The organism is Ancylobacter polymorphus (assembly GCF_022836935.1).
Lineage (GTDB): Bacteria > Pseudomonadota > Alphaproteobacteria > Rhizobiales > Xanthobacteraceae > Ancylobacter > Ancylobacter polymorphus_A.
The window spans coordinates 140,434-158,059 of record NZ_CP083241.1 but is presented as its reverse complement, the minus strand read 5'-3'; the positions used below and the strand labels follow the sequence as shown (position 1 = coordinate 158,059).

Here is a 17,626-nt window from a genome sequence, read left to right as displayed (position 1 = left end):
GTGCGCCGCATCGGGCGGAGCACCGGGGCCCATCTTGTCCATTCATCACGCGCAGGGGAGGTCCGCATGCTGCAGGTCCGCCAGCTCGATATCTACGTCTCCATCATCCTCGTCATCTTCGGTGGCTGGATCGTCTTTCAGGGCATCGGCTATGGCTTTGCCGAGAACGGCGTTCCCGGCGGCGGCTTCTTCCCGTTCTGGGTGGGCCTCGGCCTCGTGGTCTGCGCGGCCGTCAACGCCTATCGCGCCTTCCATCGCGACGGCGCGACGCTGGCCGACCTCGGCCTCACCGACATTCCTTATGGCGAAATCGGCAAGGTGCTCGGCGCCTCCGCCCTGATGGCCGGCTTCATCGTGCTGGCCTTTGCCATTGGCATGACCCCGGCAATCTTCGTGCTGATGCTGGCCATCGGCGCCGTGTTCGGCCCGCGCAACATCCGCTTCTACGTGGTGCTCACCGCCATCGCGCTGGTGATGACTGCCATCCTCTATTTCACCTTCGCCAACCTCCTCGGCGTCCCGCTGATCTGACGCGAGAGGGAGAATGCAATCATGACCGAGACCTGGACCCTGCTGCTCGGCGGCCTGTCCGCCGCCTCCGAACCGTCGATCCTTCTGGCGATCATGGTCGGTGCCGTCATCGGCCTGTTCATCGGCGCGCTGCCGGGCCTCGGCCCGACCGCCGGCGTCGCGATCCTGCTGCCGGTCGCCGTCAGCTTTGATGGCACTGCCGCCATCGCTGCGCTCGGCGCGGTGTATTACGGCGCGCAATATGGCGGCGCCGTCACCGCCATCCTGCTCGGCATCCCCGGCGACTCGTCGGCGACCATGACCGTCATCGACGGCTACCAGATGGCCAAGCAGGGTAAGGCCGGCGTTGCGCTTGGCATCAGCGTCGCCGCCTCCTTCATTGGCGGCCTTATCGGCCTGGTGCTGCTCACCGCCTTCGCCACTACGATTGCCAAAGCGGCCATCGCCTTCGGCCCGATCGAGATGACCGCGCTGATGATCTTCTCGCTGTCGCTGGTCAGCGTGCTCGGCGGCGCGGACCCGGTGAAGGCGTTCATCGCGCTGTTCCTCGGCGTCTGGCTCGGCACCATCGGTCTCTATCCGATCATGGGCATGCCGCGCTTTGATTTCGGCGATGTCCGGCTGTTCGATGGCATCGAGTTCTCCATCCTCGCCGTCGGCCTGTTCGGCCTTGCCGAAATGCTGGCAACGCCGGCTGCGGATGAATCCAGCACCACCGCGCGCTTCCGCTTCCGCGAGCTCCTGCCGAAGATCAGCGACACGCTGCGCTGCTGGCGCGAACTGATCTCCGGCTCGCTGATCGGCTTCTTCGTCGGCGTTCTGCCCGGCGCCGGCGCCACGGCGGCGACCATGATCTCCTATGCGTTCGCCAAGCGGCAGTCAAAGCACCCCGAGCAGTTCGGCAATGGCGCCATGGAAGGCGTCGCCGCGCCGGAGGCCGCCAATAATGCGGCGTCCTATGGTTCGATGATCCCGATGTTCGCGCTCGGCATTCCCGGTTCCGGAACCACGGCGGTGCTGATGGGCGGCCTGCTGATGATCGGCCTCCAGCCCGGCCCGATGCTGTTCGCCACCCAGCCGGCCTTCGTGTGGACCGTGTTCGGCAGCTTCTACATCGGCAACCTGGCGCTGGTGGCGATCACCATCCTGCTCACCCCGCTGCTCGCCGCCTGCGCCTTCCTCAAGCCCGGTTATCTCTATCCGATCGTGATCGCGGTGGTGATCTACGGCGTGTTCTCGATCAACTACTCGATGTTCGACGTCTCGCTCGCCATCGGCTTCGGCGTGGTCGGCTATCTGATGTCGAAGCTCGGCTACCCGCCGGTGCCGCTGGTGCTCGGCCTGATCCTCGGCCCGATGCTGGAGCGCGGCATCCGCCGCACGCTGGTGGCCTCGGATGGCGATCTCAGCGTGTTCTTCAAGAGCCCGATCGCGCTGGCGATCTTCGCCATCACCCTCGCCCTGTTCGTGGTGCCCCTGCTGATGAAGTGTCGCGCCAAGGCCAAGCACGACAAGGCCAAGCGGGACGACGCGATCACCGCGCGCGCCTGACGCCTGTCACCTCACCACCCACGCGCCTGCCCAGACTTACCTGAGAGAGCACGTCCATGATCTATCATCATCTCTACAAGAAGTTCGCCACGAAGGACGTGGTTCGGGTCGGGGTCATCGGTGCCGGCAATTACGGCACCGCCATCGTCACCCAGGACCCCTACACCCCGATGCTGCGCGTGATCGCGGTGGCGGACCTCTCGCTGGAAGCCGCGAAAGGCGCCTATCTCAAAGCTGGCTTCGACGAGGCGGAGCTCGCCTATTGCACCAGCGAGGGCGAGGCTCAGGAACAGATCGCGCAGGGCAAGCGGGTCTATACCGACCGCTGCGAGATCATCGCCCGCATTCCCGAGGTCGATATCGTCTGCGAGAGCACCGGCGTGCCGGAAGCGAGCGCGGTCTACACGCTCGATGCTTTCGCCAATCGCAAGCATGTCGCCATGATCACCAAGGACTGCGACGCCAGCATCGGCCCGCTGCTCAAGCGCATGGCCGGTGAGGTCGGCGTTGTCTACACGCCGGTCGATGGCGACCAGCACGGCCTGCTGATCCAGCTCTATGAATGGGCGAAGTCGATCGGGCTCACTGTGATCAGCGGCGGCAAGGCGACCGATGGCGAGTACATCTATGACGAGGCGCGCGGCACCGTCACCATCAAGACCGACAAGAAGATCCACGCGCCCTATCAGGAGACCATCACCATTGCGCCGGAAGACCGCAAATATCTGGAGATGATCCCGAAGGGGCGGGCGGCCGAATATATCGAGAAGCGCGCGCAGATCCTCAGCCTTCTGCCGCAGCCCGGTTCCTACGATCTGTGCGAGATGACGGTGGCGGCCAACTACACCGGCCTTGCTCCCGCCATCGACACGCTGGTCCATGCACCCCTGCGCATCACTGAAATCCCCGTGGCCTATTGCTCCAAGGAGCAGGGCGGCATTTTCGAGCGCGATGGCATCATCGACCTCGCCACCTGCATGCGTGCGCCGATCGAATCGGGTCTCGGTGGCGGCGTGTTCCTGGTGGTGCGTTGCGACAACGCCTATTCCAACCATGTGCTGACGACCAAGGGCCAGATCGCGAATTACGACGACACCACGGCGGTGATCTACCGGCCCTATCATCTCTGTGGCGTGGAGACCTCGAGCTCGCTGCTGGTCGCGGGCCTGCTCGGCCTCGACACCGCCTCGGATAATTTCCTGCCGCGCTACGACCTGATCAAGGTGACCGCGCGCGACATCAAAGCGGGCGATGTGTTCGGCAACGACCACAGCCCGCAATTGAGCGCCCGAATTGTGCCCGCCGCGCCCATTGCGCCCGGAAATCCGGTGATTTCCGCCCTTTTGACCGGCAATCGGGCGCGCGTGGACATCCCGGCGGGCACGGTCGTCACCTACGACATGATCGAGGAGCCGGCCGGCTCCGAGCTGTGGCGTCTGCGCCGGCTGCAGGACGAAACCTTCCTGCGCGAGCCCGCGCAAACCCTTGTGGCGTAACAAAGATGTCGCCGAGGATAGCACTCATCCACGCCGTTGAAGTCGCGATCGAGCCGATCACCAGCGCCTTCGCGGCGCTGTGGCCGGAGGCGCGCTGCACCAATTTGCTGGAGGACAGCCTCTCCGCCGACCGCGCCGCGGAGGGCTCGCTTTCGGTCGAAATGTCCAGCCGTATCAATATCTTGGCGGATTACGCGGTGCTGACCGGCGCCGACGGCATCCTCTTCACCTGCTCAGCTTTCGGCCCGGCAATTGAAGAGGCGGCGAAGCGATTGCCGGTGCCGGTGCTCAAACCGAACGAAGCGATGTTCGTACAGGCACTTAGCGCCGGAAAGCGCATCGGCATGCTCGCCACTTTCGCCCCTGCGATTGCCACCATGGAGGCCGAGTTTCGCGAGGCGGCGGTCGGCAGCGATGCCCGGCTCGAGACCATTCTGGTCGAAGGCGCCATCGAGGCGCTGAGGGCTGGAGACACCGAAGCCCATAACCGCCTCGTCGCCGAGCGTGCCTCCGAACTCGCAGATTGCGATGCCATCATGCTCGCACAGTTCTCGACCTCGCGGGCAAAAGTAACAGTAGAACAGGCGCTTGGCCGGTCTGTGCTCACCAGCCCAAGCGCTGCCGTCAACGCCCTGCGCGACCGGATCAACCAGAGGGCGTGACCGTGCTCGGAGCCATTGCCGATGATTTCACCGGCGCGACCGATCTAGCTGGCATCCTCGCCCGTGACGGACGCCGCGTGCTGTTCGTGATAGGCGTACCGGATCAGCCCCTGCCGCCGGCGGACGCGATCGTCGTTGCGCTGAAGTCGCGCACCATTCCGGCGGCGGAAGCCGTCCAGCAGTCGCTCGACGCTCTTAGGTGGCTGAAAACACAGGGCGCCGGGCAGATTCTGTTCAAATATTGCTCGACCTTCGATTCCACCGCGGCAGGCAATATCGGCCCGGTCGCAGATGCGCTCGGTGATGCTCTCGGTGCCGGCCCCGCGATCGTGTGCCCGGCCTTCCCCACCAATTGCCGCACCATCTATCAGGGGCATCTGTTCGTCGGCGACAGGCTGCTTCAGAACTCGTCCATGAGGGACCATCCGCTCACCCCGATGCGACGGTCCAATCTCGTCGAACTGATGGCCGAACAGTCACGCTACAAGGTCGGGCTGGTGCCGCATGCGGTTGTCGCCAAAGGAACGCAGGCGATCCGCTCAGCTTTCGCGCAGGCGGCGCGGGACGGCATCCGCTATCTCGTCACAGATGCGGTCACCGATAGCGACCTCATGGCAATCGGCCGCGCGGCGCGCGACAGTCGTCTCATCACCGGTGGCTCGGCCATCGCCATAGGCCTCGCGACGGAACGCACTGCGGCGCCACGCAAAACCTCCACCATCACATCCTCCTCACGCGGACGGGTCATCGTGCTGGCCGGGAGCTGCTCGGCGGCGACACGCGAGCAGCTGCGCCGGGCGATGGTGATCTGGCCGCACCACAAGCTGGATATGGACGGGATCGCGGCGGGTGAGCCCATCGTCGAGAAGGCCGCGAAATGGCTGCACGCGCAGCCCCCCGCACAGCCCGTCGTGGTCTATGGCTCCGCCGATCCGGCGGAGGTTGCAGCCAATCAGGCACGATACGGCCGCGAGCGAGCGGGCGAAATGATGGAGCGGGCCTTGTCCGCTCTGGTGCGCGAGGCGGTTGCCGGCGGCGTCTCCCGTCTCATGGTTGCGGGCGGCGAAACATCGGGTGCGGTGGTCTCGGCTCTTGGCATTACGGCGCTGGAGATCGGCAGCGAGATTGCGCCCGGCGTGCCCTGGACGCGCACCATCAACGAACCCGCACTCGAGATCGCCCTGAAGAGCGGAAATTTCGGCGGGCCGGATTTCTTCGAGCGGGCACTGGCAACGCCATTCTGAGGGCCAAGATGTCGAGCGAAACGCAGCTGCGCGAGGAAATCGCCAAACACGGCAAGTCGCTGTTCGACCGTGGGCTTACTTCCGGCTCGACCGGCAACATCAGCGTCCGCACCGAGGATGGCTGGCTAATGACGCCGACCGGCTCCTCGCTTGGCGATCTCGATCCGGCCCGCATCTCGAAGCTCGACGCCGACTGCCGACTCGTCTCCGGCGATCCTCCAACTAAGGAAGCCTTCCTGCACCGCGCCATCTATAGCGAGCGGCCGAAGGCGCGGGCGGTGGTGCATCTGCATTCCACCCATTCCGTCGCGGTGAGCTGCCTGTGCGGCATCGACCAGAATGATGTGCTGCCGGCTCTCACGCCCTATTACGTGATGCGCGTCGGCAAGCTGCCGCTCATTCCCTATCACCCGCCGGGCGAAGAGACCCTCGCTATCGAAGTGGCGAACAAGGCACGCGACCATCGCGCGGTCTTGCTCGCCAATCACGGGCCGGTAGTCGCGGGCACGGACCTTGCCTCGGCGGTCTATTCGACCGAGGAACTGGAGGAGACCGCCAAGCTGTACCTCATGCTGCAGGGCCAGAAGACCCGCACGCTGACCTGTGAGCAGGTCACCGAACTGGAACGCCGTTTTCCTGCAGGCGACTTACATCCGTTCGAAAAGTTGCCGCTCGGATGACACGGATTGAAATGTCTGCTTCTCATTTGAAGTCCCCAATAGCGGAAAGTCTGCTTCCGGCCCCCGAACCGACGCTCCGTGGTACCATTTGGTATGTATGCTCCTAGCGCGACACGGTTCGCCAATCATCGCCGTCTCCCACAAGCGTTCTATGCTGGTCAGGTGACTCGCTTCGGGCGTCACCCTGGCGCCTTCTTCTGCCCGGTGCTCGACGAGCAAAGGCTGGACGGCTTAAACCAGAGGCCCTCCGTTGGAGCCGGGGCCGTTCAACTAGCAGGTGGAGAGCGGCAGAGATGGTGTCCACCCTAAGTTAATCGGCGAAGCAAGCCACCCAGCTCAGGACCGCGCCACGCCAGCCAGGACCAGTGACCATGCCTGTTCGAAATAGCGGTCCTGCGCGCTGGTCTCGGCGAAACTTTCGTCGCCCAGCATCGCGCGGATCATCGGCTTGATGGAAGTGGCGTAGAGCAACTGGTCGGCGATGAACAGGGCATCTCCCGTAGCAAGCTCGCCCTCCGCCTGCGCCGCCGCCACAAGATGGGCGAACCGGACCATGAAGGGATCGTCCTCGCCCGCTGGCGCCCGTACCCCGCCAGAGGGAACGGCCTCCGCCAACGCCACGCGATTGAGCGCCAGCATATCCTGGCGCAAATTGATGGCCAGCAGGCGGCGGGCATAGGACTTGAGACGGTCCAGCGGCGCGCTCTCCGGCTCCAGCGCCGCATCAATCTCGGCGACCACGCTGGCGCGCAACTGGTCCATCAGCGCCGTGAACAGCGCCGCCTTCGAGGGATAGCGGCGATAGATAGTGTCCTTGCCGGCTCCACATGCCGTGGCCACCTGCTCCATTGTGGTGGCGGCGAACCCCTGGGTGGAGAACAGGCGCGCGGCCGTGGCGAGGATCCGATGCCCGAGCTCCTCCGCGGCCTTCTTGGTCGGCCGCCCGCCGCGCGCCGGTACCGGAGCCGCAACCGCCTCGCGTACCCTCACCTTGCTGCTTGGCACCACCCGCGCCTCTGCCCGTTGCTGCGTCATCTGCCCCCGCGAAGAATTATTTAGAACGCATCTAACCTTGCTCAATAACCAAACGCAAGCGTTCCGTTGCTGCTTGGCAACAGCCTTGTGGCGGTGATCCGACAGCGCTGGAAATTAACTGGACGTTATCGTCCCGTTTCTGTTATGCGCAGAATCCAGAGACATAAGGCATCGCCAGACGGGACACTACAATGCGAACGCACGGTGGACGCAGCGTTTTATTTGGAATGACTACAATATTGCTTGGCTCCGTCGCGTTCATCGCCAGCGCCGAAGAGGCCATCGTGCTGCCGCCGGTCACGGTGGAGGGCGATGGCGAACGCGCCTCCGACGAGACGATCGTCGTACGGCGGGATTCCGCCGCCACCAAGACCGAGACGCCGCTCATCGAGACGCCGCAATCGGTAGACGTCATTAGCCGCAAGCAGCTGGACGATCAGAATCCCCAGACGGTCGCCGGTGCGCTCCAGTACACGGCGGGCGTTTTCACGCCCGATGCGACGAACCGTTTTGACGGACTTTTCCTGCGAGGTTTCGGCGGCTTCGGCACGTCGACGACCTTCGTCGGCTTTCTCGATGGGCTTCGCCTTCCGCGCGGCCAGGCCTTCGGCCAGTTCCAGATCGACCCCTTCCTGCTGGAGCGCATCGATGTGCTCAAGGGGCCGTCCGCCGTGCTGTACGGGCAGGTCAGCCCTGGCGGCCTCGTCAACATGGTCAGCCGCCAACCGAGCGCTGTTCCCTATAATGAGCTGCGGGTCGAGACAGGTTCCTATGGCCGCCTGCAGGCGGGGCTCACCACTCAAGGCGCCTTCGACGAGGCGGGCGTGTGGCAGTACAGCCTCTCCGCCATCGGCCGCACCTCGGGCACCCAATATGACGATGTCGACGAGCAGCGCTTCGGCGTTGCCCCCTCGCTCACCTGGCAGCCGAGCACCGACACGCGGCTGACGATCAGCGCATTCTATGAGAACGACCCCGAAGGTGGCTACTTCAATTCGATCTACCCCACCTTCCTCGCGCCGCCGCAGTACCGCGCTTTCCTCGGCCCGACCGTCAATGTCGGCGATCCCGACTTCGACGGGTACACGCGCCAGCAGGGCGGCATCGGCTATTCCTTCGAACATCGTTTCACCGACTGGTTCGAGATCCGCTCCAGCACCCGCTATTCAGAGGTGTCCAGCGACCTGCAGGGCATCCAGATGGCCGGCCCCATGAGCGCCGACGGCATCATCCCCCGGCAGGCGGTTATCTCCACCGAGCAGGCGAGCGGTGTCGCCACGGATAACAGCGCGGTCTTCACCTTCGGCACTGGGCCGCTCAGCCACAAGGTGATCACCGGGCTCGACTATCAGTGGTTCACCAGCGACTGGACCTATCAATGGGGCGCGGCCCCGAGCCTCAACGTGGTGTACCCCGTCTATGGGGTGGCGCCGGGGCCCTTCCTCACCCTCATCGACAACACGCAGATCCTCCAGCAGACGGGCCTTTACCTGCAGGACCAGATCGCGCTCGGAAACTGGCGGGCGGTGCTGGGCATCCGGCAGGATTGGGTGACGCAGGAAACCGACAATCATCTTGCCGGCGGCAGCACTTCGGATCAGTCCTCTTCCGCCACCACGTATCGCGCCGCCTTGCTCTACCTGTTCGACAACGGCGTGGCGCCTTACGCGAGCTACTCCACCTCGTTCGAGCCGGTCATTGGTGTCGATGCCGAGGGACAGCCCTTCGTGCCGACCGAGGCGCAGCAGGTCGAGATCGGCGTGAAGTACCAGCCGACCTTTATGGATGCGCTCTTCACCCTCTCCGCCTTCGACATCCGCCAGCAGAATGTCCTCACGCCCGGCCCGGTGCTCGGCTTCAACGTCCAGACCGGCGAGATCCGCTCCCGCGGCGTGGAATTCGAGGCGCGGGCGGATCTGAGCGCCAATCTCGAGATGATTGGCGCCGTCACCCTGTTGGACACCAAGGTAACGGCCTCCAATGTGGCGGACTATGTCGGCAAGCGGCCGCAGGCGGTGCCGGACTATTTCGGCTCGCTCTGGCTGAACTACCGCTTCACCACCGGCGTGCTGAACGGGTTGACGGCGGGCGGTGGCGTGCGGGTGATGGGCCCGAGCTATGCCGACGATGCCAACACCATCGAGGTTGACGGCTACACGTTGTTCGATGCCTCGCTGCGCTACGATCTCGGCCAGTTCAGCGACCGCCTGAAGGGCGTCACCGCGACGCTGGATGTGCGCAACATCGCGGACACCACCTATTACACCAGTTGCACCTACGACATTTACTGTCAGTACGGCACCGGCCGCACCTTCCTGGCGGGCCTGCGCAAGACATGGTGATGCAAGGGATCAGCCGCCGCCGGCTCCTGTCCGGCACCTTTGCCGGCCTGGCTCTCAGTGCCCTGCCGGCAGCGGCGGTCCCGTCGGTGCGCATCACCGACATGCTGGGCCGGAGCCTGACGCTTCCCGCCCCGCCGCAGCGCATTGTGCTGATGGATGCGCGCGACGCCGTGACCATCGCCCTGCTTGATCCCGACCCCATGCGCCGCATCGCCGGCTGGGCGGCGCCGGAGGTGCTCGACAGCGACGTGTTGCTGGCGGCCCTAAAGGCAAAGGCGGGGCGCGACATTCCCGTTATTGGCGGACTCGCACCCGGCAGCGTCTCGGTGGAACGCATCGTGGCGCTTAAGCCCGATCTGGTCGTGACCACGCGCAACGCGGAAAGCAGCAATGGCGAGAGTGCGGCGCAGCTTGCTGCGTTCGGCATTCCCGTGGTGTTCAGCGACAGCGCGAGCAGTGGCATCGGCCGCAATGGGAGCGACGATCTGGCCGCCGTGCTGCGCATGTGGGGCCGCCTGCTGGGGCGCGAGCAACAGGCCGATCGTCTGCTCACCTTCCTCACCGGACGCTTTGCGGCGGTGGCCGCCTGCATAGAGGGAGCCCCAGCGCGGAAGGTCTATCTGGAAGTGCAGTCCACCTATGACGACTGCTGCTGGGCTGCAGGCCGCATGGTCTGGGGCGAACTACTGGCCCTCGCTGGCGGCAGGAACCTGGACGCGGCCACGGCCCCCTGGTTCCAGAAGCTGCATGTGGAGCAGCTCATCGCCGAGCAGCCGGATGTCTACGTGGCCGCAGGCGGCGCCTTCGCCAAAGGGACGCGTCCGCCCATCGCGCCGGGCCTTTCTGCGGACGCCGCACGCAACGGCCTGGCGCCACTCACCGTGCGAGCAGGCATGGACCTTCTGACGGCGGTACGCGACCGGCGCGTCTATGGCGTCTGGACCGGGCTGGTCGCCATTCGCCCCCTCAACATCCTGTTCGTGGAGCGCATGGCGACCTGGCTGCACCCGGAGCGGTGCGGCGCCATCCATCCGGACCAGACACTCGACGAACTCAACCGCCGCTTTCTCTCCGTTCCGGTCGCGATGCCCCTCTGGGTCAGCCTGGCCAGTTCCTGAAAACCGATGCGTGAGGCCCGCCAATGCTTTCAGCCAGCACCACCGTCGCCTTTCCCCGCATCGCCGCTTTCCTGGAGGCGATCCTGGACTCTCTGGCGGCACACGACATGGCCGTGGCCGCCGAGGATGGCGCCCATGTGGCCCGCTCCTCCTTCGGCGAAGCCCGGCTGGAGCCGGGGGACGGGACGCTCACCATCCATGTGCGCGCCGTAACGGGGCCGGAGCTCAACCGCGTTCGGCATGCGATCACCGGCCTCATCGGCTTTGTCGCCAAAAGCGAGCAACTGGATATCCGATGGGAGGGAGACGTTGCGGGCGCCACTCTCCCGCCCGATCTGCGCATCCTCACGGTCCGCGAGATTCAGGTGCTCACGCCCCGCATGCGGCGGGTGATGTTCGACGGCGCGGATCTTGGACGGTTCGCCACCGGGGAGCAGATCCACACGCGCCTCCTGTTCCAGCCCGAGGACGCGGTGTTTCCCGAATGGCCGCTGCTGGACGATGCCGGCCTCATCCAGTGGCCCGGCGGCGTGCAGCGGCTCGGCTCGCGCGTCTATACCCTTCGGCACGTGGATGCGTCAGCCGGCCGGCTCTGGATCGATTTCTTCGATCATGGTGGCGAGGGGCCGGGCGCCCGCTGGCTGCGGCGCGCCCGCCCCGGCGACGTGGTGGGCGCTCTGGGGCCTGCCGCCCATGGCCCGAAGCCTGCCCGGCGGATGATTCTGGCCGGCGACGAGACGGGCCTGCCGGGCATTGCCCGCATCCTTGAGGACGCGCCGAAAGAGACGCGCGGCCTGGCGCTGATCTCTGTCGCCGATGCTGCTGAGCGGCAGCCCCTGCGGGCACCATCCGGCATGGAGGTCCGCTGGCTGCTCCGCAATGAGCTTCCGGATACGCAGCCCCTCGCGGCGGCGATCCGCCTGCTGGACTGGGAGGCGGATCGGGCTGACCTGTCCGTCTGGATCGGCTGCGAGTTCCATGAATTCCGCACCCTCCGGCACTTCCTGCGCGATGAGGTGAAGCTTCCGGCGGCGCAGGTGGTGGCCTTCTCCCACTGGCGGCGCGGCATGAGCGAGGAGGACATCATCGCCGTTGGCGGCGATGCGGTGGCCGCGTGAGCGCCAGCCTGCGCGGCGGCGCGGCGGCCGCAAGCCTCGGCGCGACCTTTCGCGCCCGCACACGCCGCAAGCAGCTTCTGCTGGCCCTTATCACCCTGGCCCTGCTCGTCTCGGTGACGCTCGACCTTGCTCTGGGGCCGGCACGCTTCTCGCCGGCGGATGTCCTCCGTGCCCTTCTCTCGCCGGCTGCGGCTCCGCCCGAAGTCGTTGCAGTGCTGTGGAGCCTGCGCCTGCCAACCGCCCTCATGGCCGTGGTGGTGGGCGCGTCCCTCGCCGTGGCCGGGGCGCAGATGCAGACCATTCTCGCCAACCCCCTCGCGTCTCCCTTCACGCTCGGCATTTCGGCGGCAGCCGGCTTTGGCGCCTCCCTGGCGCTGGCCTTTGGCGTATCGCTGGTGCCCGCGCTCATGGGCATCATGGTGCCGCTGAATGCCCTTGCCATGGCCCTGCTGGCGGCCGGCATCATCCATGTGTTCAGCCTGCAAAGGGGCGTCACGACGGAGAGCGTGATCCTTCTCGGCATCGCCCTTGTCTTTTCCTTCAACGCCTTGCTGACCCTGGTGCAGTATCTCGCGTCCGAACAGGCCATCGCCGCCATCGTGTTCTGGACCATGGGCAGCCTGACGAAGGCCACATGGGAGCGACTGGCGATCTGCACAGCGGCGGCGGTGCTTATTTTCCCCGTCTTCATGAGGCGCGCCTGGGCGCTGACCAGTCTGCGCCTCGGCGAGGAGCGCGCGGCGAGCCTCGGCATCCGCGTGCGCCGGCTGAAACTCGAGACGATGGCACTGGTGGCCCTTCTGGCGGCCGTGCCCATCAGTTTCGTGGGTACGATCGGCTTTATAGGCCTCGTGGGTCCGCACATGGCACGCCTGCTCATCGGCGAAGACCAGCGGTTTCTCCTCCCGGCCTCCGCTTTGTGTGGAGCGGTGCTGCTTTCGGCCAGTTCCATCCTCAGCAAGACTCTGGTGCCGGGCACGATCCTGCCCATCGGGATCGTGACGGCCATCATCGGCGTGCCGCTGTTCGTGTTTCTGATCCTGCGCAGCGTCCGGGTGCGCCCATGACCGAGCCCCTCTCCGCCCGGCTTGTGGATGTGGCAGCCTCCTATGGTCGCCGGCCCGTGCTGAAGGGCGTGACCACGCCGGCCTTTTTCGGCGGCGAGGTCGTGGCCCTGCTCGGGCCGAACGGGTCCGGAAAATCAACCCTGCTGAAGCGGATGGCGGGCGTGCTGCCGGGCACGGGGCGGCTGGAGCTTAAAGGCGCGGGTCCGGAGGACATCGGCTATCTGCCGCAGGATTCGGCGGCCGCGCCCGCCCTTACCGTCTATGAGTCGGTGGTCGTGTCCGCCCGTCGCGGCGCGTTATGGACGGTGCCCGAGGCGGTTCTGGAGCGGGTGGACGCGGTGCTCGAACAACTGGGGCTCACCGATCTCGCGTTTCGGGGGCTCGATGCGTTGAGCGGCGGGCAGCGCCAGCTTGCCTCTCTCGCCCAGTCCCTCGTGCGACAACCGCGCGTGCTGCTGATGGATGAGCCAACGAGCGCGCTGGACCTTCACCGACAGCTTGAGGTGCTGGAAATTCTGCGCACCTTCGCCCGTACACAGGGTGCGCTCGTCATCATCTCCCTGCATGACATTAACCTCGCCCTTCGCTTCACGGACAAGGCCCTGGTTATGGCCGGCGGAAGGGTGCAGGCCTGTGGCGCCAGCGCGGATGTGATCTGCACGGACATGCTGAGAGCCGTCTTTTGTGTGGAGGCGAGGGTGGAGGCCTGCTCACGTGGGCAACCCCACGTGCTGTTCAACGGCATCAACTCCACTTGAGGGGCAGTCGCCCCCACGCGGGTGCGTGGATCGAAACCGCTGCGCCCGGATCGCCGGCGGCGTGCCGCCGGAGTCGCCCCCCACGCGGGCCGGCAACATCTGGGGGCGGCTAAAGCAACGTTAGCGTCAATGGGTCGACCGTCTCGACAAAGCTGAGCTTAGCTCTGCATGCCGGCCTCCCTCGCCGACTGCGACTTAAGGCTGACGGTGCCCCCTCAGGCCGCCTGTCCAACAGGCGCGTAAGGCTCGATCCTGGCGATATCGGCCGCCAGCTTCGGCGCCTCGGTCTCGACGTCATAGGCCTGCTGGAGGTTGAGCCAGAAACCCGGCGTCGTCGAGAAGAAGCGGGCAAGCCGGAGTGCGGTGTCGGTCGAGATGCCAATCTCCTCGCGCGCGATGCGCTCGATGCGCGTACGCGGCAGGCCAAGTGCCTTGGCGAGCCTGCCGGGGCTCATGTCGAGCGGAACGAGGTACTCTTCGCGGAGAAATTCTCCGGGATGCATGGGGCGAGCGAAGTTCACAGCCATGGCGACCTCCTGGTCAGTGATAGTCGGTAATCTCAACGTCCGCAGGGCCTGCCTCGGTCCAGCGGAAGCAAATGCGCCATTGATCGTTGATGCGGATCGAATGCTGGCCGGCTCGGTCCCCCGAGAGCGCTTCCAGGTGGTTGCCCGGCGGGGAGCGCAGATCGTCCAGCACGACGGCGGCATCAACGGCACGCAGGCGGCGCTCGGCGCTGCGGAGGATGTCGGCGGGGAATCCCTTCGGCGCCTTGCCGGCGATGACCGCCTCGACGAACTTGCCTTTGGTCGAAACGATCATTGCCGCCCTCGCGATGCAAGTATCATATAGCGATACATCCCAAAGTCAATGGAATGTATCGTTTCATGATACAGAGGAAGGTAATTAAGTGCGGCTCAGGCGGCCTTTGCAGCGGCGCACTCCCGATCGAGACCATACCAACTCACGCTGGCCCATCGTCCGGCATTGAACACCGCGGGGCATGTCGATCCAGAATCTCCGGCAGCCCGTCTGCGAGGGCTGGGTCCATGCGCAACGAGCGCAGGCAATCTGACAGGTACTGCCGGTCACGGATCAGGTCGCGCGCGTCATCGAAGGCCCTGACGGCGTAATCGCCATAGGCTTGCCGCACCTTCTCCCACGACATCCGAGGGATCGGCCCCCAGTTCCTGATCATCATCGCCAAATCGATGATGTCGCGGCTTCCGGTCGACCGGTCCAAGCCTCGATCGGCATTGGCCAGCAGCTTTTCCGCGTACATGTCCACGCGCGAGAGCACGGGAATGCCGAGGGCAGCGTCAAAGGTGCCTGAGATGGCAACCCGGATCTCCCACCCGAAATCCACCTTGATCGGGGCTCCCTGCACTTTAAGGAAGGTGCTCACGACATAGGCCGACGTCCGCACCTCTCGCACAATCGGCAGGGAACGCGTCAGCAAGGCTCCGAGATGCGTATCCTGAACGGTGTTGCGCAGCAGGCGGTAGCCTTCGGCCGAGTTGCACATGAAATTGACGTTGTTCAGTTGCCGGTACTCGCCCAAGGCGAGGACGAGGGCCGCGCCGCCGCCGAGATAACATCCGGCTTTCTCAAGCAGCGTCGCGTCAAAGGCGCCGAGCAGCTCCGCGATCCGCTGGCTGTCCCCGGTCTCAGACATGGAGCACGCCGTTCCCGGCTGTGAGGATCAGGCGCTCCAGAAGCTCGCGTTCATGGGGCGGCATGTTCCCCTGATCGACATGCCGCCAATTTCGCTCATAGAGCGAGAGGGCGCCTTTCGCGGTGAGCCGCATGTCGGGATCCATGTTCCAGGCGATGAGACGTAGCTGCGGGAAATCGCCGATGCGGATCGTCGCTTCCTCCTCACCGAGCTCGGCACGGGGGGCGCTCGCTGCGGGAGGCTCTGGCTTGGGTGGAAACGTCCCTTGGCGCTTGGGCACGGTCGATCTCCTGCGAGAACATGCCCAGCCGCAGGGATCGGAGCATGAATGAAAAAGGGCATCCCGTCGCGATGCAGCCGGTTCAGCGGAAAGACAGCCCCGCCCATCTTACAGCCCGGCACAGGCTTGGCTACTTTTCGCTGCCGGACCTGCCCCGACGCGTCGCGGCGCCGACCAGCCGCCGCTCACCTCCGGTGAGAGTGGCGACGGGCACGCGGATACGAACCGTCCAGTCGCCGTTCACAGTCGAGCTTGCGGCCGAGTCCGATTCAGCCCGGTGATCCATTGCCGATATGAATCGACCGCCTTCATTGATTCACAAAACGCGTTGGACGCGTGGTGCGGCTGGCGTGACACTCGTCCCATGAGCACATTTTGTGAGACCCACCTCCATCTGCGCCGTATCGACCCTTCGCGGAACATGGCGCGCTTCTATGTTGCCTCGGTCGAGCCATCGCTGCTTCCGGGCACGGCCTTGCGGCGCGCGTGGGGCCGCATAGGCACGCAGGGCCGCTCACGCATCGACCTGTTCGACGATCGATCAGCTGCCGAACGGGCTCTGATCGTGCTCAAGTGTCAGAAGCTGAAGCGCGGCTATGTCGACGTATGCGAGGCAACCTCATCGGTAGCAGACACCACGGATGGGGCACACGCGGCCCTGGAGCCAGACACCCCACCATGAGCCTACCTCCCCGAACCATGCCATGGCCGCTGCGTATGATCGATCTGGAGGCCTCCAGCGTCACGCCACATTCCACCCCCATCGAAGTCGCGGTCGCCATCTGGCCGGGCCCTTCCCATCCAATCGAGGTCTGGTCGAGCCTCATCCGGCCCACTCAAGAATGGGTGCTCCTCGGGGATTGGGATGATGGATCCGCCGACCTTCACGGTATCGCTCAGGCAGAGCTACAAAAGGGGGTGCCGGTTGAAACGGCGGCGCCTTGCCTGAACACATTGGCCGCTCCTTCCGCATTCTCCGACGCTGCGTCTCTCGATAGCCACTGGATCGATAAGCTCTTTGCCGCCGCTGGGATCTCACGCCGCTTCGAGATATTGCCGTTTGATCTGGCACTCGCGGAGCTGGAAGCGGCTCAATGGTATCGGCAACGCCGTTTCGTAGAGCGCAATGCGCCCCGACACCGAGCCGCCGATGATGCCACGAGACTGCTGCGTGCCCTCGCCCGCGCCATCAATGTCGACGTACATGTGATCCGGCACGATCTCGCGGCTCCCCTCCCTGCCTCTCGCTGACGACGCCCCCAATTTCAGCCGAAGGACTGCGCGGCCCTATGCTCGTACAGATATTCTCCGACGTGCATTTCGACGTGCTTCGCCCGGCGCATGACATCGTGGTCGGACTGGATGTCGATCTGGTCATCGTCGCCGGCGATGTCTGTGAAGGTAGCGAAGACGGCTTTAGATGGCTGCGCCACCTCATTCCCTCAACGCCCATTCTGACGGTCGCCGGCAATCACACCTTCTATCACCGGGTGATCGAGCACGAGCTGGAAGCTGCCCGCGAGGCGGCACCGCGCTATGACGTCCTGTTCCTCGAGAATGAGACCATCCGGTTTGGCGGGCTCACCTTCGCTGGCGCCACCTTGTGGAGCGATTTCGCGGTCAACACCGAGCCGGTGGATGCCATGGAAAATGCCCGCCAATATGTGAATGACTTTCGGCTCATCCGCACCCGGGACTCTGACCAACCGTTCGCCCCCGAACAGGCACTCCAGCGGCACCAGGAAAGCGTCGCCTTTCTCGCCACCAGTGGTGCCGATGTCGTGGTCACCCACCATGCCCCGTCCGAGCTCTCGGTGCCTGATTATGGACCGAAGAAATGGATTTATCACGGCGCCTATGCCAGCAACCTCACCTCGCTCATCGGACAGTTGCAGCCGCAGCTTTGGGTGCATGGCCATCTTCACGCAAATGCCGATTACCGGATCGGTAACACCCGCATTCTGGCCAATCCCATGGGGTATGGGCCGCAGAACCCCGGCTTCAATCCCACTCTCATTGTCGAGCTTTGAGGCCTCTTGTTCGACACCGAAGAGAACACGCTACAAACT

At 65.0% G+C, this 17,626-nt stretch carries 19 protein-coding genes; 14 read left to right on the top strand and 5 right to left on the bottom strand.

Annotated features, from left to right (window positions below; translation table 11 throughout):
* Nucleotides 1-66 precede the first annotated feature (66 nt).
* Genes K9D25_RS23085 through otnC form a run of 6 tightly spaced genes read left to right on the top strand, consistent with a single transcriptional unit; the run spans nt 67 to nt 6,164 of the window.
* Nucleotides 67-531 carry a tripartite tricarboxylate transporter TctB family protein gene (locus K9D25_RS23085; protein WP_244451160.1) on the top strand — a complete coding sequence of 155 codons (465 nt, stop codon included), beginning with the start codon at nt 67-69 and terminating at the stop codon, nt 529-531.
* Nucleotides 532-552: 21 nt separating this feature from the next.
* Nucleotides 553-2,082: a tripartite tricarboxylate transporter permease gene (locus K9D25_RS23080; protein ID WP_244451159.1), complete on the top strand. Its 1,530-nt coding sequence runs from the start codon at nt 553-555 to the stop codon at nt 2,080-2,082.
* A 56-nt stretch (nt 2,083-2,138) separates the two neighbouring features.
* Nucleotides 2,139-3,578 (top strand): NAD(P)H-dependent oxidoreductase, encoded by a 1,440-nt coding sequence (locus K9D25_RS23075; protein WP_244451158.1) that lies wholly within the window; start codon nt 2,139-2,141, stop codon nt 3,576-3,578.
* A gap of 5 nt (nt 3,579-3,583) precedes the next feature.
* Nucleotides 3,584-4,240: an aspartate/glutamate racemase family protein gene (locus K9D25_RS23070; protein WP_244451157.1), complete on the top strand. Its 657-nt coding sequence runs from the start codon at nt 3,584-3,586 to the stop codon at nt 4,238-4,240.
* Entirely contained in the window at nt 4,237-5,484 is a 1,248-nt protein-coding gene (gene otnK / locus K9D25_RS23065; RefSeq protein ID WP_244451156.1) for a 3-oxo-tetronate kinase, read from the top strand. The genes K9D25_RS23070 and otnK overlap by 4 nt, the downstream gene beginning before the upstream one ends.
* Nucleotides 5,485-5,492: 8 nt before the next feature.
* Nucleotides 5,493-6,164, top strand: coding sequence for a 3-oxo-tetronate 4-phosphate decarboxylase (otnC, locus tag K9D25_RS23060; protein ID WP_244451155.1), 672 nt, complete (start codon nt 5,493-5,495; stop codon nt 6,162-6,164).
* Nucleotides 6,165-6,500: 336 nt separating this feature from the next.
* Here the strand turns inward: otnC and K9D25_RS23055 are convergent, their stop codons facing one another.
* Nucleotides 6,501-7,169, bottom strand: a complete 669-nt coding sequence (locus K9D25_RS23055; protein WP_244451154.1) for a TetR/AcrR family transcriptional regulator — start codon at nt 7,167-7,169, stop codon at nt 6,501-6,503.
* A gap of 269 nt (nt 7,170-7,438) precedes the next feature.
* On the opposite strand from K9D25_RS23055, the gene K9D25_RS23050 reads away from it, so the two are divergent.
* From K9D25_RS23050 to K9D25_RS23030, 5 genes are read left to right on the top strand one after another with little or no spacing between them, the layout of a single operon-like run.
* The gene (locus tag K9D25_RS23050; protein WP_347881484.1) at nt 7,439-9,541 is read left to right on the top strand and encodes a TonB-dependent siderophore receptor; all 2,103 of its coding nucleotides are present in this window, start codon (nt 7,439-7,441) and stop codon (nt 9,539-9,541) included.
* Nucleotides 9,541-10,659, top strand: coding sequence for an ABC transporter substrate-binding protein (locus tag K9D25_RS23045; RefSeq protein WP_244451152.1), 1,119 nt, complete (start codon nt 9,541-9,543; stop codon nt 10,657-10,659). The genes K9D25_RS23050 and K9D25_RS23045 overlap by 1 nt, the downstream gene beginning before the upstream one ends.
* Before the next feature lie 23 nt (nt 10,660-10,682).
* On the top strand, nt 10,683-11,777 hold the full coding sequence (locus K9D25_RS23040; RefSeq protein ID WP_244451151.1) for a siderophore-interacting protein: 1,095 nt from the start codon (nt 10,683-10,685) through the stop codon (nt 11,775-11,777).
* Nucleotides 11,774-12,844: a FecCD family ABC transporter permease gene (locus K9D25_RS23035; protein WP_432207970.1), complete on the top strand. Its 1,071-nt coding sequence runs from the start codon at nt 11,774-11,776 to the stop codon at nt 12,842-12,844. Before K9D25_RS23040 ends, K9D25_RS23035 begins: the two co-directional genes overlap by 4 nt.
* Nucleotides 12,841-13,602, top strand: coding sequence for an ABC transporter ATP-binding protein (locus tag K9D25_RS23030; protein ID WP_244451150.1), 762 nt, complete (start codon nt 12,841-12,843; stop codon nt 13,600-13,602). Before K9D25_RS23035 ends, K9D25_RS23030 begins: the two co-directional genes overlap by 4 nt.
* 215 nt (nt 13,603-13,817) lie before the next feature.
* Here the strand turns inward: K9D25_RS23030 and K9D25_RS23025 are convergent, their stop codons facing one another.
* The 4 genes from K9D25_RS23025 to K9D25_RS23010 all read right to left on the bottom strand — a co-directional run bounded on the left by K9D25_RS23025 (nt 13,818) and on the right by K9D25_RS23010 (nt 15,557).
* Nucleotides 13,818-14,129 (bottom strand): HigA family addiction module antitoxin, encoded by a 312-nt coding sequence (locus K9D25_RS23025; protein WP_244451149.1) that lies wholly within the window; start codon nt 14,127-14,129, stop codon nt 13,818-13,820.
* A 13-nt stretch (nt 14,130-14,142) separates the two neighbouring features.
* Nucleotides 14,143-14,424, bottom strand: a complete 282-nt coding sequence (locus K9D25_RS23020; protein ID WP_244451148.1) for a type II toxin-antitoxin system RelE/ParE family toxin — start codon at nt 14,422-14,424, stop codon at nt 14,143-14,145.
* 142 nt (nt 14,425-14,566) lie between these two features.
* Nucleotides 14,567-15,277 (bottom strand): nucleotidyl transferase AbiEii/AbiGii toxin family protein, encoded by a 711-nt coding sequence (locus K9D25_RS23015; protein ID WP_244451147.1) that lies wholly within the window; start codon nt 15,275-15,277, stop codon nt 14,567-14,569.
* Nucleotides 15,270-15,557 carry a hypothetical protein gene (locus K9D25_RS23010; RefSeq protein WP_244451146.1) on the bottom strand — a complete coding sequence of 96 codons (288 nt, stop codon included), beginning with the start codon at nt 15,555-15,557 and terminating at the stop codon, nt 15,270-15,272. Before K9D25_RS23010 ends, K9D25_RS23015 begins: the two co-directional genes overlap by 8 nt.
* 421 nt (nt 15,558-15,978) lie before the next feature.
* Between K9D25_RS23010 and K9D25_RS23005 the strand changes: the two genes are divergently transcribed.
* The 3 genes from K9D25_RS23005 (at nt 15,979) to K9D25_RS22995 (ending at nt 17,587) form a co-directional block, all read left to right on the top strand.
* Nucleotides 15,979-16,239, top strand: a complete 261-nt coding sequence (locus tag K9D25_RS23005; protein WP_347881483.1) for a WGR domain-containing protein — start codon at nt 15,979-15,981, stop codon at nt 16,237-16,239.
* A gap of 35 nt (nt 16,240-16,274) precedes the next feature.
* Nucleotides 16,275-16,808, top strand: coding sequence for a 3'-5' exonuclease (locus tag K9D25_RS23000; protein WP_244451144.1), 534 nt, complete (start codon nt 16,275-16,277; stop codon nt 16,806-16,808).
* A 62-nt stretch (nt 16,809-16,870) separates the two neighbouring features.
* Entirely contained in the window at nt 16,871-17,587 is a 717-nt protein-coding gene (locus tag K9D25_RS22995) for a metallophosphoesterase (protein WP_244451143.1), read from the top strand.
* Nucleotides 17,588-17,626: the final 39 nt, after the last annotated feature.

Coding starts and splice junctions, on each gene's coding strand:
- K9D25_RS23030 (WP_244451150.1), top strand. CDS start 12,841: ATGACCGAGCCCCTCTCCGCCCGGCTTGTGGATGTGGCAGCCTCCTAT.
- K9D25_RS23045 (WP_244451152.1), top strand. CDS start 9,541: ATGCAAGGGATCAGCCGCCGCCGGCTCCTGTCCGGCACCTTTGCCGGC.
- K9D25_RS23075 (WP_244451158.1), top strand. CDS start 2,139: ATGATCTATCATCATCTCTACAAGAAGTTCGCCACGAAGGACGTGGTT.
- K9D25_RS23020 (WP_244451148.1), bottom strand. CDS start 14,424: ATGATCGTTTCGACCAAAGGCAAGTTCGTCGAGGCGGTCATCGCCGGC.
- K9D25_RS23040 (WP_244451151.1), top strand. CDS start 10,683: ATGCTTTCAGCCAGCACCACCGTCGCCTTTCCCCGCATCGCCGCTTTC.
- K9D25_RS23025 (WP_244451149.1), bottom strand. CDS start 14,129: ATGGCTGTGAACTTCGCTCGCCCCATGCATCCCGGAGAATTTCTCCGC.
- K9D25_RS23080 (WP_244451159.1), top strand. CDS start 553: ATGACCGAGACCTGGACCCTGCTGCTCGGCGGCCTGTCCGCCGCCTCC.
- otnC (WP_244451155.1), top strand. CDS start 5,493: ATGTCGAGCGAAACGCAGCTGCGCGAGGAAATCGCCAAACACGGCAAG.
- K9D25_RS23000 (WP_244451144.1), top strand. CDS start 16,275: ATGATCGATCTGGAGGCCTCCAGCGTCACGCCACATTCCACCCCCATC.
- K9D25_RS23070 (WP_244451157.1), top strand. CDS start 3,584: ATGTCGCCGAGGATAGCACTCATCCACGCCGTTGAAGTCGCGATCGAG.
- K9D25_RS23015 (WP_244451147.1), bottom strand. CDS start 15,277: ATGTCTGAGACCGGGGACAGCCAGCGGATCGCGGAGCTGCTCGGCGCC.
- K9D25_RS23005 (WP_347881483.1), top strand. CDS start 15,979: ATGGCGCGCTTCTATGTTGCCTCGGTCGAGCCATCGCTGCTTCCGGGC.
- K9D25_RS23085 (WP_244451160.1), top strand. CDS start 67: ATGCTGCAGGTCCGCCAGCTCGATATCTACGTCTCCATCATCCTCGTC.